The following is a 24,508-nucleotide window of genomic DNA, read 5'->3' on the forward strand; positions in this document are numbered from 1 at the left end:
TTACTGGTCAAGGAAGGAGCGCAGCTTGCGCGAGCGCGACGGATGCTTGAGCTTGCGCAGCGCCTTCGCCTCGATCTGCCGGATCCGTTCACGGGTCACGCTGAACTGTTGGCCGACTTCTTCCAGCGTGTGGTCCGTGTTCATGCCGATGCCAAAGCGCATCCGCAGCACGCGTTCTTCACGCGGCGTGAGCGAGGCCAAAACCCGCGTCGTCGTTTCCTTCAGGTTTTCCTGAATCGCGCTATCGAGCGGAAGAACGGCGTTCTTATCCTCGATGAAATCGCCCAGTTGGCTGTCTTCCTCGTCGCCGATCGGCGTTTCGAGCGAGATCGGCTCCTTGGCGATTTTCATCACCTTGCGGACCTTCTCAAGCGGCATTTGCAGCTTTTCGGCCAGTTCTTCCGGCGTCGGTTCACGGCCGATTTCATGCAGCATCTGCCGCCCGGTCCGCACCAGTTTGTTGATCGTTTCGATCATATGCACCGGAATACGGATCGTGCGCGCTTGGTCCGCGATCGAGCGGGTGATCGCCTGACGGATCCACCACGTCGCATAGGTCGAGAATTTGTAACCGCGGCGATATTCGAATTTATCGACCGCTTTCATCAGGCCGATGTTGCCTTCCTGAATAAGGTCGAGGAACTGCAGACCACGGTTGGTGTATTTCTTGGCGATGGAGATCACGAGCCGCAGGTTCGCCTCGACCATCTCTTTCTTCGCCTGACGGGCTTCTTTTTCGCCCTTTTGCACTTGGTTCACGATGCGGCGGAATTCGGAAATATCCACGCCGACATATTGCCCAACCTGCGCCATTTGCCCGCGCAAATCTTCCAGCTTGTCGCCGCTTTTTTCCATCAGCGTGGCCCAAGCACGGCCCGATTTCGCAGCCATCCGGTCCATCCACGTCGGATCGAGTTCATAGCCACGATATTCGTCGATGAATTCGCGCCGCGGAATACGGGCCGCATCGGCCAGTTTCACCATGCCGCTGTCGATCGACATGATCTTACGGTTGATCCCGTAAAGCTGGTCGATCAGCGCTTCGATCCGGTTGTTGTGCAGGTGCAGTTCATTCACCAGCAGAACAATCTCAGAGCGCAGTTTTTGATAGGCGGCTTCTTCGGCAACCGAGAAGGTGCCGTCTTCATTCAGCGTAGCCGACATCCGCTGATCTTGCATCTCAGCGAGTTTCGCATAGTCGCGTGCGATCAGGTCGAGCGTTTCAAGCACCTTGGGCTTGAGCGCGGCTTCCATCGCGGCGAGCGACATGTTCGACGAGTCATCATCGTCGTCATCGTCGTCATTGCGGGCGATCGGGTTGCCATCGGCATCGTATTCGGGCTCGTCAGAAGCAGGACGCGGTTGGGCGTTGGTGTTATCCCCGCCCTCCATCGTCATGCCTTCGACCGGGCCTTCCATTTCCTCGTCATCCTCGCCGTCGATCGAGCGGCCAAAGGTGGCATCAAGGTCGATCACGTCGCGCAGAAGAATTTCTTCCGACAGAAGTTCGTCGCGCCAGATGGTGATCGCTTGGAAGGTCAGCGGGCTTTCGCACAGACCCGCAATCATCGTGTTGCGGCCAGCCTCGATGCGCTTGGCGATAGCGATCTCGCCCTCACGCGACAACAGCTCCACCGAGCCCATTTCGCGCAGATACATCCGCACCGGATCATCGGTGCGATCAAGCGTTTCCGAGGTGGAGCCTGCAACCGCAACCTCACGCGAGCCGGAGCCGGTCTCGACAACCTGCCCGCCTTCGGGTTCCTCAGCCTCTTCGCCTTCGACGACGTTGATGCCCATTTCCGAAAGCATCGACATGACATCTTCGATCTGATCGCCCGAAACCTGTTCGGGCGGCATCACCGCATTGAGCTGGTCGATGGTGATGTAACCACGTTCCTTCGCCTCGGCGATCATCCGCTTTACAGCGGCTTGGCTCATGTCGAAGGAGGTCTCCTCGTCAGCGGCGGTATCGGGTTTGCTGTCGTCGATGTCCTTGGCGGCCATGGGCGCTCCTTGCTCGGGCTTCATCGGGCTGGACTTCGTTACGCGGGGCCGTGCGCAACGGAATCGAATCGTTTCCCGCCGTTTTATCGAATCAGAACGGCGAATCACAGAGGGCGAATCGGTTTTGACGCGTTTAGCCCCCAGAATGCTTATCTAGGAGGGATTGCAGGAATTGCGACATCGCCGCGCGATCCTCGCCAAGGTCGGATGTGTCGTTGATTTTCGACTTTTCCGCATGGTGATAGGCCTTCGTCGCTTGAGTGATTCGCCACGTCACGCCCTCGTCTGCCAGACCTTCAAGCGCTTCGATGGCTTCTTCCGTTTCTGCCTTCACCGCGCGGGCTGCCGTTAGTTTTGCCAATTCCTCTGCCAAGCACATGCGAGCAAAGTCGGTATCGGTCCGGCGCAACACGGGGGGGGCGGTCTTCACATGGGGGTGGTTCAGCAGCTTTTCAAGCGCAGCGGGCGCTTCACGCGCAAGGGTTTCACCCAGCGCCTCGGGCATATCGTGGGCATGGGTCAACATCAGCGTCAAAAGCGCATCCAGTTCGGCATCTGACAGATGCAGACGCTCCATCTGGCTTTCAAACTCGGCCACCAGCGCGGGATGCGTGATCAAGATCGCGAGGCACATCGTTTCACGCAATTGCTCGGCCACCGCATCGCCTGCGGCAGCGGCGAGCAGCGTGGAGCGCGTTGAACTCAGTGGCAGCACCGGCCCCTTACCCGGTTTCCACGGCATCCGCGGGCGCGGCTGCCAACCCGCATTAGCGACGGGACCAAGGCCGAACAACTCTTCGCGCAGGCGCTTAATTTCGGCGCCGTAATGGCTGCGCAGCGATGGATCAACGATCCGCTGCAAGGTGGTGCGCAGGGTTTTATCCAGCGCGGCGCGGCGTTCGGGGCTGTCAAACACCTTCCCCTCAGTCTCGCGCCGCCACAAAAGATCGACCATCGGGCGCGCGCCCAAGATCACCTTTTCCATCGCCTCGCGCCCTTCGGCACGGATCAAATCATCGGGGTCTTGGCCACCGGGCAAAATGGCAAAGCGCAGCCCTTTGCCCGCTTCCAGCATCGGCATGGCCACATCCACAAGCCGCATCCCCGCGCGCAGACCCGCCGCATCGCCATCCAACGCAATGATCGGCTCGTCAGAAATACGCCACATCAGCCGCAACTGATCTTCGGTGATCGCCGTGCCCAAAGGCGCCACGGCCCCGGTGAACCCCGCCTCCACCAGAGCAATCACATCGACATAGCCCTCAGCCACGATCAGCGGCTGCCCCTTGCCGCAGGCTTGGCGTGCGGGGCCGACGTTATAGAGGTTTCGCCCCTTATCAAAAAGCTCGGTCTCGGGCCCGTTGAGGTATTTGGCGCGGGCATTTGGGTCCATTGCCCGGCCCCCCAACGAAATCGCCCGCCCGCGCGCGTCGCGAATAGGGAAGATGATCCGCCCCCGAAACCGGTCATAAGGCGCGCCACCGTCATCTGGGCGAATGCAAAGCCCGGCATCCACAATCAGGTCGGGCGCAATCCCCTTGCCGGTCAGCGCCTGAAACAGCCCCTGGCGGCTGTCGGGCGCGAAGCCAATTTCAAAGTGCTCAAGCGCCGCAGCAGGAAAGCGGCGCCGCGCCAAATAATCCCGCGCGCCCGCACCTGCCTGCGTGTTCAATTGCAGGCGGAAATATTTCACCGCCTCTTCCATCACATTGGCCAGTTCGGTGCGCCGGTCGGCCCGCTCTACCGCCCTTGGGTCGCGCTCGGGCATTGGCATGCCCGCCTCCCGCGCCAAAATCTCTACCGCTTCCATAAAGGAGACGTTCTCGGTTTCCTTGATGAAGCCCAGCGCATCGCCCTTCGCGTGACAGCCAAAGCAATAGTAAAAGCCCTTGCGGTCATCGACATGGAAAGAGGCGGTTTTTTCATGGTGAAACGGGCACGGCGCCCAATAATCGCCCTTCGCCCGGTTCGACTTTCGCTGATCCCACATGACTTTGCGCCCGACAACGTCAGACAAGGTCACGCGCGAGCGCAGGTCATCAAGGAATCCGGGGGGCAGCGACATGGCGCTAATATCGGGCTTCGCCGCGCCGGAGTCGAGAGCCCCAAATACAAGCCGACACGCCGCACCCTTCTGCGAATCGCTACGCCCAAAGACTTAACGCCCATATCCAAATGCATAAGCTACACGGAATTTTCGTGTCACACTGTTAATTTCACAGAAACCAAGCTGCTGCGCAGCGTCAAACCGTTGCAAATCCTAAGACAATACAGCCCCGCTGCCCTCGTGGCGCCTCATTTCCGCCCCTATCCCCCCGGATAAGAGGGACGGGAAATTATATTCCGGTTGCCCTCACACCCCGGGGGCAAACCGATGCGGAGTGGTGGAATGCAACAGAAGCGGCACAGAACGGACGCCTCACAAAGCTGCGCAAAGCGCTGGCTTGCGAAGTTCATACGCGACGAAGATGGCGCACTCATCATCCTGTCTCTGCAAATCTTCATTCTGATGATGGTCTGCACCGGCATCGCCATCGACTTCGTGCGGGTCGAGGATCGACGCGCCGTTATCCAAAACACGCTGGACCGCGCGGCGCTTGCAGCGGCCTCCCTCTCCCAAGACCTCGAGCCTGAGGCAGTGATTGACGACTATCTGGCGAAGGCCGGGCTCGACTATCTTGATGTGGACACCACGGTTGAAGAGGGCAATTTCAAAGAGTGGCGCCGTGTCACGATCCGCGCGACGGATCGGATGCCCACCCTGTTTGGCCCGCTGATGGGCATTAATGAGCTTTACACCGCGGGCAACAGCCAAGCGACAGAGTCCATCGGCAACGTCGAAATCTCGCTCGTGCTCGACATTTCTGGCTCGATGAACTTCAACATTTATCATGACGATGACTCGCGCTGGAACGGCGTCTACCCGACGCGCATGGACCAGTTGCGCCCGGCCGCATTGAATTTTGTTGAGCAGATGTTCGATACCGTGCAACCGGCCAGCGCACCCGCCGGGCGCTTGTCGATTTCGGTGGTGCCTTACAACCAGCAAGTGACGCTCGGCTCGCGCGTTGGTTCGGTGTTCAGCCTGTCGACGGAGCACACGCAAAACACCTGCGCCGATGTTTTCAAACTGCCGACGAGCCAGATTGCCATCTCCCCCTCTACGACGCTCCAACGCACCATGTATGGCGATAGCTTCGACTATTGGGGCAACAACTTCAGCCTCGTGCGCACGACCTCTAGTGGGATCATGAACTGCCCGAACGAAAGCTTCGCCTCGGTTCTGGCCTACGGTAACGATGAGCAAACGATCAAGGACAAGATTTCGGGGTTGACCCCCGGTGGCGACACCGCAATTGACGTCGGCGCCCGCTGGGGGCTTGCACTTCTGGACCCGGCAGCGCGTCCGGCCCTGACCTCGATGATCTCGCAAGGCTGGGCATCGAACGATCTAGCGGGCCGCCCGCTCGATTACGATGACGGTACGAAGGATGTCGACGACACAGCGATGAAAGTCATGGTCCTGATGACGGACGGTCAAAACACCCGTTCCTACTCCACCAAGACCGCCTATCGCACCGGGGACTCGGGCTTTGTCTCGACGCGCAACTCGTCTGCCTTCTCGACCAACAGCACCGATTGGGACAACCTCTATTACTACGTGCCGTCCTACTATAAACCCTACTACCGGATGCGTGATGGCGCGTGGCTCTATTCTTGGCAAATGCCGAGCCAGAAATACAACATCACGTGGCAAACGATCTGGGGCAAAGGCTACACGCTGCAAGGGTTCATCGACCAGTTCGGCGGGCGCGCAGCCGGGGCAGCCTATGGCATGAGCAAAACTGCGATCTATGACACGATGGCAGAACAATCGGAATTTTCGACCAAGGACTCCGCGCTTATCAGCCTGTGCGAAGCGGCTAAGGACGAAGACCGCAATATCGTGATCTTTACCGTCGCGGTGGACGCTCCGGATGCGGGCAAAGAAGTTCTGAGCGAATGCGCGACGGCGGAAACCTATGCCTATGAGGTTGATGCGCTCGATCTAACAGAGGCCTTCGCCTCGATTGCTTCGGCCATCAACTCGCTGCGGCTAACGAACTGAGCAGAAAAATGAAAATCAGGGGGCTTCACATCAATCTGCCGCGCCAGTTGCGCCGCTCCGAAGAGGGCGCGGTGACGATCCCTACCCTTTTCTGGCTCCCGCTGTTTTTGATGATCATGGCAGCTGGGGTTGAATTGGGGGTGACGACGATCAAGCAAACCCTGTTTGACCGGGGCGTTGACATGAGCGTGCGCATCTTGCGCCTTGGCATCGCCGATCTGCCAACACGCGAACAGCTTAAGCGCTCGATTTGCGAAAATATCGCCTTCATTCCCGATTGCATGGAAACGCTCTCGGTCGAGGTGGTGCCGATCATCACGACCGGCACCCCTTGGACCGCCCCGCAACAAGTTCCCGCGCTCTGCCCAAAAGACATCGCGAACTATCCAACCCCGCAGGTTCTGCGGGGGGCAACCAACCAACCGATGCTGGTGCGTGCCTGCCTTGAAATGGAACCGATGATGAAGGCAAACCCGCTTGGCATGGTCTTGGGCAGCGGCCCGAACGGGACCTTCCCGCTGATTGCCCGCAGCGTCTTCATTAACGAACCTCGCCCCGGGTCGTAAAATGATTAAATTTTTCAGAAAATTCCGGCAACGTGAGGAGGGCTCAGTCGCAATCGAGGGGCTCTTTGGCGGGCTGCTCGTTCTGGGCTGGTTCGTGATTGCCTTCCAATTTTACGAAGCTTTCCGCATGCGCTCGCAGGCGCTGCGCGCAAGCTACACGATTGCCGATATGGTCTCGCGCGAGCGCGATGCGATTGGGCCGAACTATGTTTCTGGCCTGAAGCAGATTTTCGATTTCATCAGCTTTGCGCCAAATGAAAACTACACTTGGCTGCGGCTCTCGATCATTACTTGCGGCGCAACGACGTCCGATCTGCGCGCCTGCGACGGCACCAACAAGCAATTCACGCTTGAAAAGTCCTACACCGCCGCGAGCGGGGTCGCGATCCATACCCAATCCTCGATCAATGCCGAGGCCGACCGGATTCCGATGATGGCCGCAGGCGACACAGCGGTGGTCCTCGAGACCTCCTATACCTTCTTCCCGATCTTCTCGATTGGCGACAAGGCCTTGAAGCTCGACGGTCAAAACTGGACCCGGCAGGGCCTAAGTAGCCGGATCAGGATGTCGAATTTTGTTGTCACGCGCCCGCGCGGCCCGCGCACCGTCTGGAACGACACGAAATAGGTTTGGGCCGGCCGATCAGGCCCCAACCGCCTTTCGCACCATATCCCAGTAGATCGTTTCGACGGTGGCGCGGCTCAGCCGCCCCCCTTCGCGATACCAGGTGTTCACCCCCGTCAGCATCGCGATAATCGCCATGGTTGCGAGCTTGGTATCGGGCACAGAAACGGCACCCGCCGCCTGCCCCGCCTTTAAAATTTCCTCAAGCTCGGTTTCATATCGCTTCCGCAGCCCCTCGATCACCGCGAAATTCGGCTCTGACAGGTTACGCAATTCCATATAGCTCAGAAACACCGCCTCAGCGCGTTCAAGATTGAAGCGGATGTGAAAGCGCACGAAACGCTCAAGTGCCGCAAGCGGGTCTGTGCCGCGCGGTTCTTGCGCCCAAGCGGCAAGCAATTCATCCATGTGCCCTTTGAGCAGATCAAAAAGCAGCGCCTCTTTATCGGGGGTGTAAAGATAAAGCGCTCCGGCCTGCACGCCCACTGCTGCCGCGATCTGGCGCATTGAAACAGCGGCAAAGCCGTGGCGCGCAAACAGGCGGCTGGCCTCCGCACGAATCCGCGGGCCGGTGATTTCTGCATGTGAGCCAGTCTTGCGTGCCATAGCCCAAGGTAACTGAACACCCGTTCAGAATTCAACTGCAAAGCACTCTGGCGCCGCCTGCCCGGCCCGCCTATGGTGGGCCGATCCGAACCAGAGCGATGCCGCATGCCCTGCAACACCCCTACGTTCCCGCTGTTTCTAACCGCGCTCTTGCTGGCACTCGCCGCCTGCGGTGGCCCGCAAAGCAGCCCCTATCCTGCCCTCGTGCCCTCAGAAACGCTGCTGATCGAAGAGCCGCTTTCCCCCTCCCCCGCACCGGAGCTAGAAGCGCGCGCCGCCGCGCTGAAAGCCCGCGCGGCGGCCTTGCGCTCGGCGACGCCATAACTCTACGCGCGGCCATACCGCACGGGCGCGTTGCAAGCGCCACGGCAAACGGCTAACAGAGCGCAACAGTCCGTCAATCGCACGAGGTTCCCATGTCTGCCCCCGCCCAACCGCTCCGCCTCGGCATCGCGGGACTTGGCACCGTCGGCATCGGCGTGGTGAAGATTGTGCAGCGCCACGCAGAAATGCTGACCGCGCGCACCGGTCGCCCCGTCACGATCACGGCCGTTTCGGCGCGTGACCGCACGAAGAACCGCGATGCGGATCTTTCGGCCTATGCATGGGAAACCGATCCAGTGGCGCTGGCCACGCGTGACGATGTCGATGTGTTCGTGGAATTGATGGGCGGGCATGAAGGCACGGCAAAAGACGCGACCATTGCCGCGCTCAATGCGGGCAAAGATGTGGTCACCGCAAACAAAGCGCTTTTGGCGCATCACGGCCAAGAGCTTGCCGAATTGGCCGAAGGCGCAGGCCGCGTGATCCGCTATGAAGCCGCCGTGGCCGGTGGCATTCCGGTGATCAAATCCCTGACCGAAGGTTTGGCGGGCAACGCGATCCGCCGTGTCATGGGCGTGATGAACGGCACCTGCAACTACATCCTGACGCGCATGGAAACCGCGGGCCTGCCCTATGACACGGTCTTCGAAGAGGCCCGGCAATTGGGCTATCTGGAAGCTGACCCGAACCTAGACGTCGGCGGCATTGATGCCGGGCATAAGCTTTCGATCCTCGCCGCGATCGCTTTTGGCACCAAGGTCAGCTTTGACAATGTGGTGCTGGAAGGCATCGGCTGCATCTCGATTGATGACATCCGCCGCGCCGCCGATATGGGCTATAAGATCAAACTGCTGGGTGTCGCGCAGATGACCGGGCGCGGCCTAGAACAACGTATGACGCCCTGCCTTGTGCCGGCGGCCTCGCCCTTGGGCCAGCTGCAAGGCGGCACGAATATGGTGGTGATCGAGGGCGACTCGGTTGGCCAAATCGTGCTGCGTGGTGCAGGCGCGGGCGAAGGCCCGACCGCCAGCGCGGTGATGGGCGATGTGCTCGATATCGCACGCGGGCTGCGGTTGCCGACCTTTGGCCAACCTGCGACCAGCTTGGCAGATCCGATTCCGGCGGCGGTTTCCGCCCCGGCGCCCTTCTATTTGCGCCTGCAACTGGTCGACAAACCCGGCGCGCTGGCAAAAATCGCCTCCGCTTTGGGCGATGCGGGCGTCTCCATTTCGCGGATGCGGCAATATGGCCACGCCGACACCACCGCCCCGGTGCTGATCGTCACCCATAAAACCACCCGCGATGCGATTGATGTGGCGATTGCCGCGCTGCCCGGCACCGGCGTGGTGGATGGTGCGCCCGTCGCCTTGCGTATCGAAGAGGTCTAAGGCAGGCTTTTCCCGACCCTCGGGAGAAGCGCATGGACTGGTTCACCCCCGTCGATATCTATTGCGAACGGCTTGGTCCGGGCTTTTGGGCCGAGCCGTTGAACGCGATCTCTAACCTGTCTTTCCCGCTGTTCGCGGCCCTTGCCGCACTCACCGCACGAACGCGGGGCACCGACCTTATGGGCTGGGTGCTGATTGTGATGGCGGCGCTCATTGGGGTCGGGTCTTTCCTGTTTCACACCTTTGCCAACCGCTGGTCTGAACTGGCCGATGTGCTGCCGATCTGGAGCTTCGTCGCCGTCTATATCATTGCGCTCACGGCAAAACTCCGAAGGAAGCCGCCCCCTCCCGTGCTTGTCGCCGCGATCGCTTTGGCCGCCGTCGCCACGCTGATCTTTTTGGCGATGGGCGAAGGTGCACCGCCTGAAACCCTGCCCGAAGTCCCCACCAAGCCCGACCCGCTCAACGGCTCTGGCCAATATGCGCCGGCGGTCATCGCGATGGCGGTGTTCGGCATCATCATGTTTCGTCGCCGCCATCCAGAGCGCTGGTGGCTCGCGGCGGCAGCTGGGACGTTTTTACTCTCGCTCACCTTCCGCACGCTGGATCGCGACATCTGCACCAGCCTGCCCCAAGGCACGCATTTCCTGTGGCACCTGCTCAATGGCGCGATGATCGGAATGATCTTGCAACTCTACCTGCGCGTGCAGCGGCCTCCCGCCGACGCCATCTGACACAGAATTTCGCGTTAGCGTTCACAGGGTTGTCACCCGGTGGTGCGACGGATTAGCTGTGCCCAACCCATCTTCATGCACAGGAAACGCTATGAGTGTCCCCACCGATTTCAATGACCGTCTGCTTTCCCTTGGCCTCGCCCGCGTCTCGGAAGCCGCGGCCCATGCCTCGGCTCAGCTGATCGGTCACGGCGACGAGAAAGCCGCCGACCAAGCCGCCGTGAACGCGATGCGCGAACAGCTCAACGCGCTCGACATTCGCGGCGTGGTGGTAATCGGCGAAGGCGAACGCGACGAAGCGCCCATGCTTTACATTGGCGAAGAAGTCGGCACCGGCGAAGGCCCGGCGGTGGACATCGCGCTTGACCCGCTTGAAGGCACGACACTGACCGCGAAAGACATGCCCAACGCGCTCACCGTGATCGCCATGGCTCCGCGCGGCACCATGCTTCACGCGCCCGATGTTTACATGGACAAACTCGCCATCGGCCCGGGTTACCCCAAAGACGTAGTGAGCCTCGACATGACGCCGACCGAGCGCGTGAACGCGCTGGCCAAAGCCAAAGGCTGCACCAATCGCGACATCACCTGCTGCATTCTGGAGCGTCCGCGCCACGAAGACCTGATCGAGGAAGTGCGCGCCACCGGTGCTGCGATCCGCCTGATCACCGATGGCGATGTGGCTGGCATCATCCACTGCGCCGAACCCGATGTGACCGGCATCGACATGTATATGGGCTCGGGCGGCGCGCCGGAAGGCGTGCTTGCTGCCTCGGCGCTCAAATGCATGGGCGGGCAAATGTGGGGCAAACTCTTGTTCCGCAACGATGACGAACGCGGCCGGGCGCGAAAGGCGGGCATCACCGATCTCGACAAAATCTATGGCCGCGACGACATGGTCCGCGCCGATGTAATTTTTGCGGCCACCGGGGTGACCAATGGCTCGATCCTGCGCGGCGTGAAGCGCAACCCGAAATTCTTGGAAACGGAAACGATCCTGATGCGCTCGAAAACCGGCTCGGTGCGCCATATGATCTACCGTAACCCGATCCGCTGATCTTGGATCTGCAAAGTTTCATATCTCGCTGCGCCCGCCACTGGCGGGCGTTTGCGATTTTCGCTATGCGAAAGCCATGAATGCGTTCCTGAATGTCGAGATGTCGTTGACCGGGCGGCGCTGGGTCGGCCCCACGATTGAGGCGGACCGGCTGGCCGAGGCGATGGCGCAAACCACCCGCCTGCCCTTGCCGCTCGCTCGTGTACTGGTGGCGCGGGGTGTCGCGCCAGAAGAGGCCGCAGGCTTCCTTGAGCCGACCTTGCGTGACCTGCTGCCCGATCCGCATAACCTCAAAGACATGGAGACCGCCGCTGCGCGGTTCCTGCGCGCAATCAAAGCGCGCGAGAAAATCGCAGTCTTTGCCGATTATGATGTGGATGGCGGCGCCTCTGCCGCGCTCCTGCTTACATGGCTGCGCCAGTTCAACGCCTCTGCCACGCTTTATATTCCCGACCGGATCGACGAGGGCTATGGCCCGAACGTCCCCGCAATGCAGGAACTCGGGCGCACGCATGGGCTGATCGTCTGCGTGGATTGCGGCACGCTCAGCCACGAGCCCGTGGCCGCCGCCAAACCCGCCGATGTGGTGATTTTGGATCACCATTTGGGCGGCGAGACATTGCCCCCCGCCGTGGCCTGCGTGAACCCCAACCGCCAAGATGAAAGCGGCGATCTGGGGCATCTTTGCGCGGCTTCGGTCGTGTTCTTGATGCTCGTGGAAGCAAATCGCCAATTACGGGCAGAGGGTATCAAAGGCCCTGATCTGATGGCGCTTTTGGATCTTGTTGCGCTTGCCACCGTGGCCGATGTCGCCCCGCTGATCGGCGTGAACCGGGCGCTGGTGCGCCAAGGGCTCAAGGTGATGGCGCGGCGCGAACGCCCCGGGCTTGTCGCGCTGTCGGACGTGGCGCGCATCGACCGCCCACCCACTGCCTATCATCTGGGCTTCCTCTTGGGCCCGCGCGTGAACGCAGGCGGGCGCATCGGCGCCGCAGACCTTGGCGCACGGCTTCTGGCCACCGATCAACAGGCAGAGGCCGAAGCGCTGGCCGAACGGCTGGACCGACTCAACTCTGAACGCCGCGATATTGAAAACCGCGTCCGCGAAGCTGCGCTCGCACAGGCGGAAAGCCGTGGCCTTGATGGCCCCTTGGTTTGGGCCGCAGGCGAGGGCTGGCATCCCGGCGTGGTGGGCATTGTCGCCGCACGCCTGAAGGAAGCCACGAACCGCCCGGCGGTGGTGATTGGGCTTGAAAACGGCATCGGCAAAGGCTCGGCCCGTTCCGTGGCGGGCGTCGACCTTGGGGCCGCTGTGCAGCGCGTTGCCGCCGAGGGACTTTTGCTCAAGGGCGGCGGCCACCGAATGGCGGCGGGCCTGACAGTCGAGGCGGAAAAGCTAGACCCCGCGATGGCACGTTTGGCCGAACTTTTGGAACGGCAAGGTGCGGGCGCAGGGGGCCCAACCGATCTGCGGCTCGACGGGCTTTTGATGCCCGGAGCCGCCAGCACCGCGCTTGTGGAAGACCTCGACCGCGCTGGCCCGTTCGGGCAAGGCGCGCCCGCACCGCGCTTTGCCTTTGCCGATATGGCGATCTCTGGCGCGCGGCGGATCGGTGAAACGCATCTGCGGTTTTCGTTCGGGGACGGGCTTGGTGCCAAAATCGACGCCATCGCCTTTGGCGCCTTTGACGGACCGCTTGGCGACATCCTCTCGGCAGGCGGCGCGGGGCGGTTTCACCTTGCCGGAAAGCTTGAAATCAACAGTTGGGGCGGGCGCAACAAGGTGCAACTGCGCCTTGACGATGCAGCGCGCGCCTAAGCCCCCTCACAACCCATTGCCACAAAACATTTTTTCAGAAACTTACGCGATCTGAAAGAAAGTTTGGAAAAACTGCAAAAACCCTCTTGCGAGTCACGCGCGGCTGGCCTAAACACCGCTCCACGCCGCGCGGCAACGCAACAAAGCGGCAACGGTGGCCCGTTCGTCTATCGGTTAGGACGTCAGGTTTTCAACCTGAAAAGAGGGGTTCGACTCCCCTACGGGCTGCCACTTAAGTTCCCTAAATGACTGATAAGGTTCAGAGATTTAAAGTCTCTTGATCTGTTATCCCCCACAATGCCCCCCACGTTAATCTGGACTGAACCGGAACGTGCCGGAATAAAGCTGTTCCGGTGAAAGTGCCGCCCTCGCGCGCGCGTAATGCAAAACCCCAAGTGACTTCACTTAAATCGGCTCCCCAGACGCCCGCGCGCGCTTGGCCCGCTTGCGACAAGCCTCACGGCAATAGATCGCATCGGCGCGGCGCGTGAAGGGCACCGGGTCACCGCACGCGGGGCAGGTCCAGCCAAGGGGGCTGGCAATCTTGCGCACGATTCGCACCGCGCGGGCTTTTCGGTGCTTCACATTCCCATTGGGCCAAGTATCCACCCAAACTGAAATCGGGTTAGCTAGGCTTGGCGCAATGCCGAAAGGATCGGGGGCAGGCATTCAGGGCACCTCTTGCAACGGGCAAATTTGATTTTCGCAGGGGCCACAGACGGGTCAAGCGCTTGATCGAAAAGTCCGCAGGGGGGGCTTAAAAACTTCCCCCTCTCCGAACCCCCAGACCGGACGTCCCTTTCACGGACGGAAAAAATCCGCGTTTGAATTTTGGGTGCAGCCGATCGGCGGGGGAAAGGGAACGCGCGCCATCTCTCGCCCTCGCGTAATGACTTCAAATAAATCGGCCCTCGCGCGTGCGCGCGTAGTTCTATCGCTCGCGTAGTGACTTCGGATAAATCGGTGACTTCGCACGCGCGCATGGTTCCAAAAATTCGCCCCATCGGTCTAGGGTATATAAAAGGCACCCGTTTGTGAGGTGACAGGAAGTAAATCGGCCCCCTTACGCGCGCGTGCGCGTATTGGTTGCTTTGCCCGCGTAATGACCCCCGATAAATCGGTGAAACCCACCTGCGCGCCGCTCCCTCTGTCAGGCGGCAAAGCGGCCATCTTCGGTAAACCTTGCCTGCCCGATCGCGGTGAGGCTTTCCAGAAGCGGTTGCACCGATGCCGCGCGGCCCCGTTGGAAGGTGCGGGCCACCTGTTCCGGGGTCGCGGTGCCCATGTCATTCAGCACGGCACGCACAGCGGCAATTTGTTCGGGCAAAGATTTCGGCCAAGGTGCTTTTTGCGTGGTATCGCTTGGGCCAATCTCCATTGCGGCTTGCTCGCCCTTGCCCACAGCCGCGCGGCCTTGCGGGTTTTGATACTCGGGGCGCAACCAACGCACATCGCCGCGCGCTTCCTCGGCTGCCCGTTCGCGGTTCAAGTCCACCAGCCGGTGCAAAATGCCATCTTCGGACAGATCGGCAGGCCAGCCATAGGCTTCGGCCACGGAGGTGTCGATTTGGTCGTGAATGGCGCGCAAGATGCCCAAAAGCCCTTGGTCGTAAATTTCGCGGTCCTTGCCTTCGATCCGCTCACCCGCGCGCAACTTTTCAAGCACGTTATACATGCCGGTCAGGGTCAGCTTGGGGTGGGCCTTTTGTTGCGCCTTGCGGTGCGCGTCCAATTGCTCGCCAAGGCTGCGCAGGTGGATTTTCTGGGCCTCTGTCAGGGCAGGAAAAGGGAAAGGGTCAAAGCATTTGGACTTCGTGTAACGCGGATCGTTGCCAACACCGAGCCGCGCTCCAGCGCTCAACGCCCAGATGACGTGAACTTGCGACGAAAGAACGGAAAGCCAAGCTGCGTCATCGAGAGCGACCGCAATCAGCATGTTATCGGGCAGCGTCGCCCCATCTAAAAACTGGCAAACCCGGTGCTTGGTCGTTTCAACTGTTGCAATGAACCGGGGCAAACCAGCTAGCGCTGGGCGCAAATCCTTGCGCGGCTCGCCATGTATCCACCAATTCCGCTTGTAACCTTCGCGGTTGTTTTGGTCCCTTTCCGGTTTCACCTTATCCCAAACATGCTGATAAACGGCGGGGAAACGGCTGCGCACATCGGCCTCGGTCAGGCCAAAAAGATCAATGACCATAACACCGCGTGGTGTGGCGGTCAGGTCGCGCCCGTTGCGATAATGCCGGATATTGTTTTCCAGCCCCGGCACCGTCCCTAGCCCCAACGCGCGGGCTTCTGAAGGCGTGACGATGAAGCCCGAGCCGTGCAGCTTGACTCCCGGAGAGGAAAGCCCCTCATTCGCCCGAAGCGGCTTTGCCCCCGCCACGTCGGCCCCGATGCGCAGATTTGAAAAGAGCTTCCCCTTTTCCATCTGCAATTTTACCGGTCGCCCCTCGGCTTCACTCTCGCCCTTGGCTTCCTCGGTCACCGTCAAAAGCCGCCCCGGCGCTTTGCCCGCTTCGGCCACGGTCATGGCAATGCGCACCGCCGCCCCGTCGCTCGCATCCACCCAAGGGTGGTCGGGGATCGCAAAGGCGAGGGACAGGGGTGTTTTCGGGTCATTCAAATGCGGTTCCAAAACCTTGCGGTTGAAAGTTTGGCGCAAAGAATTGGTGGTGATAAAGCCAAAGCGCCGCGCCCCCTTGGCCCTTGCCTTACCACTTGCGGCTTTGAAGCCGCGCGCGGCAAGCGCTGCCTTGTGCCACCAGAACATGACGAAATCGGCGCTTTGCGGCATCTTGGGGTAAGTCGCCCAAAGCGCCTCGGTATAGCCATCGCCCAGCGCGTCGCGCATCCGGCTTGCACCGATGAAAGGCGGGTTGCCCACAATGAAATCGGCCTCGGGCCATTGTGCGGGGGCCGGGGTCATATAGTCCAGCACAGCCACCCTTGCGGCGGGGTCAGGCACGCGCTCGCCCGTGATCGGATGTAAAATGGTGCCAATGCCATCCCAGCGCGTTACCGGTTCGCCCCGTTCATCAAGGCGGGGTTGTGTGCTGGCCCATGTCATCAGCGCGTCGCGGCATTCGATATTGTGGAAATCGCGCAGCACGGGTTCGGCGGGGCTTGCCTTGCCGTGGGTGCGGAAATGCCATTGAAGGTAACCGATCCACAGCACCAATTCGGCCACCGCCGCCGCCCAAGGGTTCACTTCCAGCCCAAGGAATTGGTGCGGGTCCACCGTGTGACCGGCCAAGGCAAGGGCGGTTTGTTCCTCGCCCAGATCGTGCAAAAGGGCTGTTACCTCGCCTTCTAGCCGCTTCATCAATTCGAGCGCGACATAAAGGAAGTTGCCCGATCCGCAAGCCGGGTCCAAAACCTTGATTTCGCAAAGCCGCAAATGGAAGGCGCGCACGGTTTCGCGGGCTTCCTCTTGCTTGCCTTGCTTGGCGAGCGTGGCGGCTGCGACTTGCACATCGCGCCAATCAGCGCGCAACGGCTCCATGATCGTGGGCACCACCAGCCGTTCCACATAGGCGCGCGGCGTGTAATGCGCGCCCAGCTTGTGTCGTTGGCGCTTATCAAGCGCACGTTCCAGAAGGGTGCCAAAGATCGCCGGTTCCACCGCGCGCCAATCACGGTTGGCGGCATCAATCAAAAGCGAAAGCTGCACTTCAGACAGGGGCAGCGCCTCGGCATCTTTGAAAAGCCCCCCGTTGAAGCGCTTTAGATCGGCGGTCAGCACCGGGGAAAAGCCCCCGGTGTTCATGGTATCCCAAAGGGCTTTCAGCGTGGGGGCCGCATGTTCCGGGTGCCCGCGCAGCCGGTCCAGAAGATCGGAAAAGCTGCCCATCGGGATCAGGTCCACATCTTCGGCAAACATGGTGAAAAGGCACCGCATAAGGAAGCGGGCCACGGCTTCGGATTCGTGCCCCTGCCCTTCAAAGGATCGGCCAAGCGCGGCCAAGCGATCGGCAACTTCACGGGTGACCTTGGCCGAAATCTTGGCGGGGTCTAGCGCGTGTGGATCGGTCCAGATCGCGCGCAGCCGATCGCGCGTTTCTTGGTCGCGCAAATCCTCCATTGTGATGCGGTAGCGGTTACCATCGGGATATTGGGTATAGCCCTGCCCCTGCCCCGAGAAATCGGCGTAAACCTCGATAACGTGGCCCACGTCCACCACCAAAAGGAACGGGGGCCAGCCATCGGTGCGCGATACGGCGCGCGCGTATCCATCGGCCTGATTGCGTGCGCGCAACATCGTATCATCCCAACGGCGGGTGCCGCGTGTGCCGTGCCCCTTGCGTGTCGCGCTGGGCAAATCAGGGATCAGAGCCGGTTGCGCGTCATCCTCGGGGGCAGCGCCATCGGTGCCTTGTTTGGCCTCCATGACGAAATGGCCCGCGTGGTAAAGGTCGATAAAGCCGCGCGATTGCGTGCCCGTGTGAATGAAGGTCACCGGGTGTTCAAAACAATAGGAATTGGCGCGCGTTGCTTCCTTCGCGGGGTCAGGTTTGGGCAAGTCGAGAACTTCGCAAAGTTCATTTGCGAAGGTTTGGAAATTGGCTCGCTCGCTTCCGCCAGAATGTTTCCAACGGTCAATGAAATCTTCGATATTCAAAACACGCACCCCAAAAACAGGCCGTGCGCCTATTTTTGCAACGGATACGTGCACAAATAAAGAAATTTAGATGCGACTTTCTAGCCGGGGGTTTCCCATTGCCGGGTGATGCCGTTCCAATGCTTGCCTTGCGGGCCGTGCTTTTCCCATTTGGAAAGCCGCCGCCAATCATCCAGCGAAACCACCCGCCCAGACCAAGTAAGCGGCGAAAGCCCCAGATCGCAGGCGGTGCCATAGGGGAAGCCGCCCCCGGTGGGGGCGACTTTTGGGCTTTGGGGGCTTGCGACACTCGCGACACCTGCGACGCGGGGCCGTGCGGGTGCGATCAGGGCCGGTTGCGACAGTTGCGACTTCTGCGACGCATCGGGCACCGTGCGGGCGTCGGTCACGCACTGCGCAGGGGCTTCGGCCATGATTTCTGAGAGTTTCGCGCGTGCATCAAACCACATCGAAGGCCCTCACGATCGCCCAAGCCTCTTTGCGCGCGGTCCCTCGCACCACGGTTCCGGGTTCGAGCCGATGCAACCACCCGTGCAGCTCAAGCACGCCCAGCGCAGCCCGAGCCTTTGGGCTTTCGCGCAAGGGGTTTGGCCCCAGCCGCACCACATCGCGCACCGTGACATTCGGATGCGGCCAGCTTTCAATCAGCCATTTTCGCAGCGTTTCGGCACGGTCAATTTCAGCCGATACCGTGGCCGCGCTCGCCAAACGTGAAGCCTCCGAAAGGTAAAACTGCGCTAGGCTGATAGCGTCGGCCATATCGCCCGCTTCCACCTTCGCGGCATCCAGATCGCGCCATAACGTCAGCACCCCAGAAATGCGCGCAGCCTGTTCCGCCGCTTTAGAGGCATAGCCCGAAACATGGGCGAGATCACCACCGGGGCCTTGCGCGGCTTCGATCGCATCGGAAAAGCCAACCAAAAGCTTTCTGGCCTCAGGGCTTAGCTGCAAGGTGCGCGGCGTGAGTTCCCGCGTCTCCGGGTCCATCGGCATATCGGTTTCAAGGATCGCGCGAAGCCTCGCCTCAAAGGCTGCAAGCGCCGCATCATCGCGCCGCGTGTTTGCGTGCATCCTTGTTCCAATGGTCGAAAGCGGTTCACAGATCAGGAACCGGGGCAAAAAGCCCGTATCAACCGCCAAAGGATCGGACATAAAGGCACGCGCCACAGCGGGCTGAACCATAAGGTGAACCGCAAGCTTTCGCCCATAAAGCGTGTAAGCCCCATCGCCCTGCCGGGTGCGGCGGATCGGGTTGCCCTGCCAAAGGTCATTCAACGCGGCCAAAGTCTTTTGCCTGTTGTCCGAGTTCATCGCGTGCCCGCCTAAGAATTGCCCGCCTTCATCCGAAAACAGCCCAAGTGAAGGCTGCCCCTCGGCAAAAAGCCGCGTTAGCCCTTCATATGTGGGTTCCGTTACGGTTCGATCGGTGGAAGGGGGTGCAGCCGGTTCCTTTCCCAAAGCGTTTAAGTCGGCTTCGGCAGCGACCCGTTTTTCGCTCTTCCCACTCTTTGCAGAGGCTAAGATGCGATCGCGCTCGCCCTTCCAGAGCGCATGGGCGTTTTGCCAACTTGCTACCGCATCGCGCTGGGCTTTCGCTTGCTCCCGCTCATAATCGCGCAAAGCCGCCATCAAAGGCGCGTCGCAGCTTGATTTACGCTCCCCGCTTTTCGCAATGGTCAGAGCAAAAAGAGACAAGGGCCGCGTTCCGCCCAGCGTTTCCACATCCGCAAAGGCTTGAACGGCGAGCGATGCCACGGCCAAAGCCGATGCCGCCGGGATCGCAAGCGGGGCTTGCGTTATGCCCTGCACGGCCTCCACAGCCGCGCGCAATGGCCCAAGCGCATCTACAGGGTAGACTTCGCCGGGGGGGATTTCCCGCACCAGCGGTTGCGGCCCCTCGGATTGAAAGGGGATCGGTTCGGGCGCGTTCATGCTGCACCGCCTTTCATTCGCAAAATATCATTCCAATCTCGCCCATCGGGCGCGGGCAAAATTGACACATCCCAGCCCAGCGCTTGCGCACGTTCGGCCAAGGCGTGCCCCGCTGCACGGCCCGGTGGGTCGCCATCGGTTGCGATCGTCAGCCGCCCCGGTTTGATCGGCAGGCGCAACCCGCGAAGGCCCGAAGTTGAAAGCGCGGCCCAAACCTCTGCCGGTGCGCGCAAAAGGCCCGACAGAAGCGAAAGCGCGGTTTCGACACCTTCAGCCACCACAAGCGGCCCCGGCCCACCAGAGAGCCGCACAGCGCCACCGGTGACGGCCCCAAGCATCGCCTTCGCGGGTTCGACAGGTGCTTTGCCAGAGCCATCAGCCGCTAAATAGGTCCGATGCACGGCGAAGCCTTCGCCCCCTTCCACAAGCGCCACCAAAGCAGGGTAGCGGCGGGCCGTTGCGCCGTGCCATGCCTCAGGATGAAAACGCACCGTTGCCGGAAGTTGGCAGGTAATGCCCCGCCCCCTTAGATACATCTCCGCAGAACTGCCTTCGATCGAGTCGGCTTCATCCCAAAGCCGCTTGGCTTGTGTCGCTTTACGTTTCGCTTCTGCCTTTGCTTCTGCTTCGCGCTGGGCAATTAGGGCCGGATCTGGGGCGCGATAGTCACCCGCACGCAGGCCCGCCGCTGAAAGAATATCGGCAAAAGCGCAGCCCGATTTTTTGCAATGTAGCAAAAGGCCCGAACGGCCATCCGCCAAGGTCAAGGCGTCTTGCCCCGATCGCCTTTCGTGTTGGCATATCGGACAAGGGGCAGTTCCATAGCGGCGATGCCAGCGCCCGCCTAGAGTTTGGGTGAGAGTTTGAGCGTCTGTCATGCCACCCCCCCAAATTTCTCAGGCAGCGCCGCCAAGGCGGCAAGCGCGGCGGGGTCAATCCGGCCACAGGCGGCCCGGCTGGCACGCAAAAGCGCCTCTCGGGTCAAGAAGTATTGCACGCCCGTCCAGCGCGCCCGACCGGCCCTTGAAGCGTCGCGCTTTTGCAAAACCCATTGCAAATTGCCCTTGCAAACGATCACCCGCCAGCGGTCGCTAAGCCGCGCAACAAGGCCCCTGTAATGATCGGCGGTTTCGTGGTGGCAAAGCCCCTCCCGCCCGGTGGAAGGCTCCACCGGGTTAGCATTTTGAACATTCCTCATGAGTTAGCCCGCCTTCGGTTCGCGCGCTTCGAGCCAAGCCTGAATATCAGACTCGCGCCAAGCAACCAGCCGCGCACCAAGCGCAACAGGGCGGGGGAATTTGTTAAGCCTCATCCACTCGTAAATGGTCGAGCGACTAAGCCCGGTGAGTTCTTCGACCGCTGGGCGGCGAAGGATTTTGCCTGTCATCGACAGCCCCTTTTTTTGCCAAAGCGCAGCAAAAAAGTTGCGCTTGGAACCGGTTTCTGTTCAAAAAGGGGGTGTGAGGATGCAAACTTTCACAACCCGGGCCCTTCGAGCGTTGCCGCGCTCGGGGGCCTTTTCCTTTTCGTTTTCAAACTAAGTGATCTGCGATCCCAACCAGATGTTCGCGGGTAAGCGACATGGGTCTAATGGGCCGGTCAACTAGTGCATCCATGGTAGCAGCAGGAATCACCCGCACAAGAGTTTTGCGGACATTCCGTCGTCTATGATGGGTCATAGCTTAATTCTGCAGACGATTTAGAACCGGCTCACGGCCCGTTCAGCCGCACAACATTCTGCGCTTGCACCACATCACCACGCAGAAACGCGGCCCAAGCCGCCGCCATTGCGCGCCGCTGCTCTAACATGTCCGAGCGCTGATAAGCCCGCTCAACTTCACTGCCTTGCCAATGGGCCAACGCAAGTTCCGCCATATCGCGCGGGTAGCCCTGTTCAGCCGCCCATTGCCTGAAAGTCGATCGCAACCCGTGCGGCACCGCCGCCTTGCGGCTTTGCGGATCAAGAAAGCCCGAACGGCCCGCCTTTTCCTCGGCTTCCTGCATCCGGCGCATAACGGCGGAAATGGTCATATCCGAAAGCATCCCGCCGCGCGGGGCAAAGAACACATAAGGGCTTCCATCTAGTCGCGGCAAAGCACGCAGCACGGCCACCGCTTCGGGGGTCAGGGGCACGCGATGCGGCTTGCCGTTTTTCATCCGCGAAGCCGGAACGGTCCAAAGCGGTTTCGGTGTCGCAGAAGTCGCGGAAGTCGCAGCCTCTCCGAAGTCGATTTCATCCCATGTCAACCCCCGGACCTCTCCCGATCGGGCTGCGGTCAGCGTCAAAAATTCAAGCGCCCGAGCCGCCATCCCTTCGCGCTCGCTCAAGGCTGCCCACCAACGCGCCACATCGCCCAGCGCCAAGGCCGGATGGTGTTCAGCCTTCGCCACCTTGCCGGGGGCCGGAAGCAATTCCTTTAGGTTACCGCGCCACGCGGCGGGGTTGTCACCTTCGCGCAGGCCCTTGACCGTCGCCCATGTCAGCACCGCTTCCACCTGCCCGCGCAATTTCTTGGCCGTGACTGTGCGTTCCTGCCAATGCGGTTCGAGCATTCGCAAAACATCTTTTGTGCCTATGTCCTGAACTTGCATCCGCCCAAGAACCGGAAGCGCCAACCGGTCAAGCAAAGAAACCCATTGCTTGCGGTGCTTCTCGCTCCGAAATTCGGACAGCTTTGCCTCGGCATAGCCTGTCAAACATTCAGCGAAGGTGAGGCGCTTCACCTTCTCGGCATGTTTCTCGGACAGAGGGTCGCCACCCAACATGGCCTTGCCCTTATTTTCGATCGCCAGTTTCCGCGCCGTGGCAAGGCTGATAGCAGGCGGGCTACCCAGCCCGATCTCCCGCCGCTTGCCGTGAATAACGATGCGCTGCACCCATTGGCGAGATCCGCTTGGCAGCACGCGAAGGAAAAGACCCGTTCCGCCCCCGTCGTGATACTTTCCGGGGATCGCTACAGTATCGACAAAGCGCGCCGTGAGCATGTTCCTTTTCCGTTCAGGTATCATTTATCCCCCTCCATGTCCCCCAGACAAACAGAGAACAAAGCGGATTATGCCGGAACTTATCGGACTAGGGAAGGTGCTTCGCGATCAATGAAGACTGATATATTGGGGATTTTTCGGAATTTCCCGGCACATACTATGGCGGCCCTACGGGCTGCCACTTTTCCAATAAATTCAAGCGATGCAAGCAAGAAGTCCGAAAAGACTTCCGCGTGACTTCCCCCTTTTCCCCGTTGCCTGGATTGTTTTAAGGACGACCTGGGAGCGCTTGGCCATCTCACCGACCGAAACCGCGCGCAACACCAAGCGCCATTGCGCCCCACTCAAGCGCAGCGTCTATAAATTCAGTGACTCCTCGTATCGGCTGATACGACCGCCATCGAGATGCCGTGACTATTTAAAAAACGAATTCATGGCGCCGATAATAGCATAGTAAGCTATATTCCAAAGAATCCTGCTCTGACCTAGGCTCACCTTCTCATTGACAAAGACGGGACGGCACATGGGCGCGCTTGACGGAATTCGGGTACTGAGCCTCAACCACTTCCTTTCGGGCCCTGCGGCCGCCCAGCATCTGGGCGACCTTGGCGCCGATGTGATTTCGGTGGAGCCGCTGACCGGCGCGTTCCAGCGCAATTGGGCCGTGGCGAACCATTTCGTCGATGACACCTCGGTCAATCACATCACCACAGGGCGCAACAAACGCTCGATCGCGATTGACCTGAAATCGCCCGAAGGGATCGCCACGGTGAAGAAGCTGATCGCGGTTTCGGATGTGGTGATGGAAAATTTCCGTCCCGGCACGCTTGATAAGCTTGGCCTTTCGGAAGCCGAGATGCGCGCGGTCAACCCGACGATCATTTATGCCACGACCACCGGATACGGCGTCGATGGCCCCTATATGAAACGCCCCGGGCAAGACATCTTGCTGCAGGCGATGTCCGGCCTTGCCGCCCACACTGGCAGCATGGAAAGCGGCCCGGTCGCCATCGGCTCGGTGCCGATTGATCACCACGCCGCCGCGCTAACCGCTTTTGGCATTGTTTCGGCACTGTTTGAACGGACCCGCACCGGGAAAGGCCGCCGCGTTGACGTGAACATGTTGCAAGCGGCGATGGATATGCAAGGCGAGTCGATCACCGCTTGGATGAACGGGGCCGATCATGCGGGTCCGCGCGGCGCGAATGGCATGGCCAACTGGTTCAGCCCGGCCCCCTATGGCGTCTACGCGACCACCGATGGCCATGTGATGATTTCCATGTCGACGCCCGCCGATCTGGCGCGTGCGCTTGATCTGCCCGAATTCCTCGACTTCACCGCCAAAGACGGGTTCGACAGGCGTGGCGAGATTTCCTCTGGGGTGCGCGCCGGCATGGCGGCCCTCAGCACGGCCGAAGCCGTAGAAAAGCTGACCGCCGCCGGGGTCTGGCATGAGGTTGTGCAAGATTACGATGCGCTGCGCGAAAACCCGCAGGTCAAGCATCTGGGCGCCTTCCTGGATGTCACCTCGCCCAGCGGGACGAAGATGACGATGCTGGCAAGCCCCGTGCGCTACGACGGGGAAACGCTACCGGTGCGGCTGACGCCGCCCGCTCTTGGCGCGCAAAGCCGGGAAATTTTGGCAGATGCGGGCCTCGGGGAGGAGGAGATCGCGCGGCTGATCGCCGAAGGCGTGGTCGCCCAAACCGACAAGATGCGCAACTGAGCGCATCCCC

The 24,508-nt window shown here is 60.7% G+C and carries 20 protein-coding genes and 1 tRNA gene; 10 read left to right on the forward strand and 11 right to left on the reverse strand.

The annotated features are described in order from the left end of the window. On the reverse strand, positions 1-2,007 hold the full coding sequence (gene rpoD, locus BW967_RS03945; RefSeq protein ID WP_076483754.1) for an RNA polymerase sigma factor RpoD: 2,007 nt from the start codon (positions 2,005-2,007) through the stop codon (positions 1-3). A gap of 133 nt (positions 2,008-2,140) precedes the next feature. After that, positions 2,141-4,072: a DNA primase gene (dnaG, locus tag BW967_RS03950; RefSeq protein WP_076483755.1), complete on the reverse strand. Its 1,932-nt coding sequence runs from the start codon at positions 4,070-4,072 to the stop codon at positions 2,141-2,143. 324 nt (positions 4,073-4,396) lie between these two features. Between dnaG and BW967_RS03955 the strand changes: the two genes are divergently transcribed. The 3 genes from BW967_RS03955 (at position 4,397) to BW967_RS03965 (ending at position 7,309) form a co-directional block, all read left to right on the forward strand. Next, the gene (locus tag BW967_RS03955) at positions 4,397-6,115 is read left to right on the forward strand and encodes a TadE/TadG family type IV pilus assembly protein (RefSeq protein ID WP_076483756.1); all 1,719 of its coding nucleotides are present in this window, start codon (positions 4,397-4,399) and stop codon (positions 6,113-6,115) included. Between the two features lie 71 nt (positions 6,116-6,186). Next, a complete protein-coding gene (locus tag BW967_RS03960; protein WP_143128637.1) occupies positions 6,187-6,681 on the forward strand; it encodes a hypothetical protein in 495 nt (164 codons plus the stop codon). A gap of 1 nt (position 6,682) precedes the next feature. Then, the gene (locus BW967_RS03965) at positions 6,683-7,309 is read left to right on the forward strand and encodes a hypothetical protein (protein WP_076483758.1); all 627 of its coding nucleotides are present in this window, start codon (positions 6,683-6,685) and stop codon (positions 7,307-7,309) included. A 15-nt stretch (positions 7,310-7,324) separates the two neighbouring features. On the opposite strand, the gene BW967_RS03970 is transcribed toward BW967_RS03965, so the two are convergent. Continuing rightward, positions 7,325-7,912, reverse strand: a complete 588-nt coding sequence (locus BW967_RS03970; protein ID WP_076483759.1) for a TetR/AcrR family transcriptional regulator — start codon at positions 7,910-7,912, stop codon at positions 7,325-7,327. Between the two features lie 105 nt (positions 7,913-8,017). Between BW967_RS03970 and BW967_RS03975 the strand changes: the two genes are divergently transcribed. The 6 genes from BW967_RS03975 to BW967_RS04000 all read left to right on the forward strand — a co-directional run bounded on the left by BW967_RS03975 (position 8,018) and on the right by BW967_RS04000 (position 13,465). Beyond that, the gene (locus tag BW967_RS03975) at positions 8,018-8,236 is read left to right on the forward strand and encodes a hypothetical protein (protein ID WP_076483760.1); all 219 of its coding nucleotides are present in this window, start codon (positions 8,018-8,020) and stop codon (positions 8,234-8,236) included. 92 nt (positions 8,237-8,328) lie between these two features. Further along, positions 8,329-9,624: a homoserine dehydrogenase gene (locus BW967_RS03980; RefSeq protein ID WP_076483761.1), complete on the forward strand. Its 1,296-nt coding sequence runs from the start codon at positions 8,329-8,331 to the stop codon at positions 9,622-9,624. Between the two features lie 32 nt (positions 9,625-9,656). Beyond that, positions 9,657-10,358: a ceramidase domain-containing protein gene (locus tag BW967_RS03985; protein ID WP_076483762.1), complete on the forward strand. Its 702-nt coding sequence runs from the start codon at positions 9,657-9,659 to the stop codon at positions 10,356-10,358. A 91-nt stretch (positions 10,359-10,449) separates the two neighbouring features. Further along, the gene (gene glpX, locus BW967_RS03990; RefSeq protein WP_076483763.1) at positions 10,450-11,415 is read left to right on the forward strand and encodes a class II fructose-bisphosphatase; all 966 of its coding nucleotides are present in this window, start codon (positions 10,450-10,452) and stop codon (positions 11,413-11,415) included. 76 nt (positions 11,416-11,491) lie between these two features. Further along, positions 11,492-13,234, forward strand: coding sequence for a single-stranded-DNA-specific exonuclease RecJ (gene recJ / locus BW967_RS03995; protein ID WP_076483764.1), 1,743 nt, complete (start codon positions 11,492-11,494; stop codon positions 13,232-13,234). 156 nt (positions 13,235-13,390) lie between these two features. Beyond that, positions 13,391-13,465: transfer RNA gene (locus BW967_RS04000), tRNA-Glu, on the forward strand. Positions 13,466-13,639: 174 nt separating this feature from the next. On the opposite strand, the gene BW967_RS04005 is transcribed toward BW967_RS04000, so the two are convergent. The 8 genes from BW967_RS04005 to BW967_RS04040 form a co-directional block, all read right to left on the reverse strand. Beyond that, a complete protein-coding gene (locus tag BW967_RS04005; protein WP_076483765.1) occupies positions 13,640-13,903 on the reverse strand; it encodes a hypothetical protein in 264 nt (87 codons plus the stop codon). 481 nt (positions 13,904-14,384) lie between these two features. Next, positions 14,385-17,909 (reverse strand): class I SAM-dependent DNA methyltransferase, encoded by a 3,525-nt coding sequence (locus BW967_RS04010; RefSeq protein ID WP_342742902.1) that lies wholly within the window; start codon positions 17,907-17,909, stop codon positions 14,385-14,387. 26 nt (positions 17,910-17,935) lie between these two features. Beyond that, entirely contained in the window at positions 17,936-18,304 is a 369-nt protein-coding gene (locus tag BW967_RS04015; RefSeq protein ID WP_076483766.1) for a hypothetical protein, read from the reverse strand. After that, positions 18,294-19,787: a YfjI family protein gene (locus BW967_RS04020; protein WP_076483767.1), complete on the reverse strand. Its 1,494-nt coding sequence runs from the start codon at positions 19,785-19,787 to the stop codon at positions 18,294-18,296. The genes BW967_RS04015 and BW967_RS04020 overlap by 11 nt, the downstream gene beginning before the upstream one ends. Next, complete coding sequence (locus BW967_RS04025) at positions 19,784-20,554, reverse strand: DUF7146 domain-containing protein (RefSeq protein ID WP_245826426.1); 771 nt, start codon at positions 20,552-20,554, stop codon at positions 19,784-19,786. The genes BW967_RS04020 and BW967_RS04025 overlap by 4 nt, the downstream gene beginning before the upstream one ends. Positions 20,555-20,661: 107 nt before the next feature. After that, complete coding sequence (locus BW967_RS04030; protein ID WP_139327793.1) at positions 20,662-20,985, reverse strand: hypothetical protein; 324 nt, start codon at positions 20,983-20,985, stop codon at positions 20,662-20,664. Positions 20,986-20,988: 3 nt separating this feature from the next. After that, positions 20,989-21,174 carry a helix-turn-helix transcriptional regulator gene (locus BW967_RS04035; RefSeq protein ID WP_076483770.1) on the reverse strand — a complete coding sequence of 62 codons (186 nt, stop codon included), beginning with the start codon at positions 21,172-21,174 and terminating at the stop codon, positions 20,989-20,991. Positions 21,175-21,497: 323 nt separating this feature from the next. Next, entirely contained in the window at positions 21,498-22,772 is a 1,275-nt protein-coding gene (locus tag BW967_RS04040; RefSeq protein WP_076483771.1) for a tyrosine-type recombinase/integrase, read from the reverse strand. Between the two features lie 523 nt (positions 22,773-23,295). On the opposite strand from BW967_RS04040, the gene BW967_RS04045 reads away from it, so the two are divergent. Further along, on the forward strand, positions 23,296-24,498 hold the full coding sequence (locus BW967_RS04045; RefSeq protein WP_076483772.1) for a CaiB/BaiF CoA transferase family protein: 1,203 nt from the start codon (positions 23,296-23,298) through the stop codon (positions 24,496-24,498). The last annotated feature ends 10 nt before the right edge of the window (positions 24,499-24,508 follow it).

The organism is Rhodobacter aestuarii (genome assembly GCF_900156655.1).
GTDB lineage: Bacteria > Pseudomonadota > Alphaproteobacteria > Rhodobacterales > Rhodobacteraceae > Rhodobacter > Rhodobacter aestuarii.

What these genes read in the sequence shown, in the direction of transcription:
- glpX (WP_076483763.1), top strand. Translation starts at nt 10,450, where the DNA reads ATGAGTGTCCCCACCGATTTCAATGACCGTCTGCTTTCCCTTGGCCTC.
- dnaG (WP_076483755.1), bottom strand. Translation starts at nt 4,072, where the DNA reads ATGTCGCTGCCCCCCGGATTCCTTGATGACCTGCGCTCGCGCGTGACC.
- BW967_RS04040 (WP_076483771.1), bottom strand. Translation starts at nt 22,772, where the DNA reads ATGCTCACGGCGCGCTTTGTCGATACTGTAGCGATCCCCGGAAAGTAT.
- BW967_RS04030 (WP_139327793.1), bottom strand. Translation starts at nt 20,985, where the DNA reads ATGAGGAATGTTCAAAATGCTAACCCGGTGGAGCCTTCCACCGGGCGG.
- BW967_RS04020 (WP_076483767.1), bottom strand. Translation starts at nt 19,787, where the DNA reads ATGAACGCGCCCGAACCGATCCCCTTTCAATCCGAGGGGCCGCAACCG.
- recJ (WP_076483764.1), top strand. Translation starts at nt 11,492, where the DNA reads ATGAATGCGTTCCTGAATGTCGAGATGTCGTTGACCGGGCGGCGCTGG.
- rpoD (WP_076483754.1), bottom strand. Translation starts at nt 2,007, where the DNA reads ATGGCCGCCAAGGACATCGACGACAGCAAACCCGATACCGCCGCTGAC.
- BW967_RS04035 (WP_076483770.1), bottom strand. Translation starts at nt 21,174, where the DNA reads ATGACAGGCAAAATCCTTCGCCGCCCAGCGGTCGAAGAACTCACCGGG.
- BW967_RS03965 (WP_076483758.1), top strand. Translation starts at nt 6,683, where the DNA reads ATGATTAAATTTTTCAGAAAATTCCGGCAACGTGAGGAGGGCTCAGTC.
- BW967_RS03975 (WP_076483760.1), top strand. Translation starts at nt 8,018, where the DNA reads ATGCCCTGCAACACCCCTACGTTCCCGCTGTTTCTAACCGCGCTCTTG.
- BW967_RS04015 (WP_076483766.1), bottom strand. Translation starts at nt 18,304, where the DNA reads ATGTGGTTTGATGCACGCGCGAAACTCTCAGAAATCATGGCCGAAGCC.
- BW967_RS04005 (WP_076483765.1), bottom strand. Translation starts at nt 13,903, where the DNA reads ATGCCTGCCCCCGATCCTTTCGGCATTGCGCCAAGCCTAGCTAACCCG.
- BW967_RS04045 (WP_076483772.1), top strand. Translation starts at nt 23,296, where the DNA reads ATGGGCGCGCTTGACGGAATTCGGGTACTGAGCCTCAACCACTTCCTT.
- BW967_RS03985 (WP_076483762.1), top strand. Translation starts at nt 9,657, where the DNA reads ATGGACTGGTTCACCCCCGTCGATATCTATTGCGAACGGCTTGGTCCG.
- BW967_RS03970 (WP_076483759.1), bottom strand. Translation starts at nt 7,912, where the DNA reads ATGGCACGCAAGACTGGCTCACATGCAGAAATCACCGGCCCGCGGATT.
- BW967_RS03955 (WP_076483756.1), top strand. Translation starts at nt 4,397, where the DNA reads ATGCAACAGAAGCGGCACAGAACGGACGCCTCACAAAGCTGCGCAAAG.
- BW967_RS03980 (WP_076483761.1), top strand. Translation starts at nt 8,329, where the DNA reads ATGTCTGCCCCCGCCCAACCGCTCCGCCTCGGCATCGCGGGACTTGGC.